This window comes from Frankia nepalensis, assembly GCF_016786325.1.
GTDB lineage: Bacteria > Actinomycetota > Actinomycetes > Frankiales > Frankiaceae > Pseudofrankia > Pseudofrankia nepalensis.
This window is the reverse complement of the sequence record NZ_JADWYU010000170.1, coordinates 1-303: the sequence shown is the minus strand read 5'-3', so window position 1 is coordinate 303 and position 303 is coordinate 1.

The following is a 303-nucleotide window of genomic DNA, read 5'->3' as shown; positions in this document are numbered from 1 at the left end:
GGCGGGCCCCCCCCCCCCCCCCCACCAGGGCCGTGCCGGACCGGCTACCCCGGGGCGCCCGCCGGGACCGACACCGCCGACCCGGCAGGTCTGCTGGGAGGTATGCGATCTGGCAGGTCCGGGAGCGCCGCGGGCCGCGCTGGGACTACTCGCGCTGGGACTCCTTACGAAACCCGGCCACGATCCCGCCCTTTGACTGGCACCGACCCCGGACTTTCGGTCCTGCCCGGTACCAGGAGTGTCGGGGCGCTCAGCGCCCCCCCCCCGGCGCCGCGCTTGTAGCCCCCCGGAAAAAACCGGTGA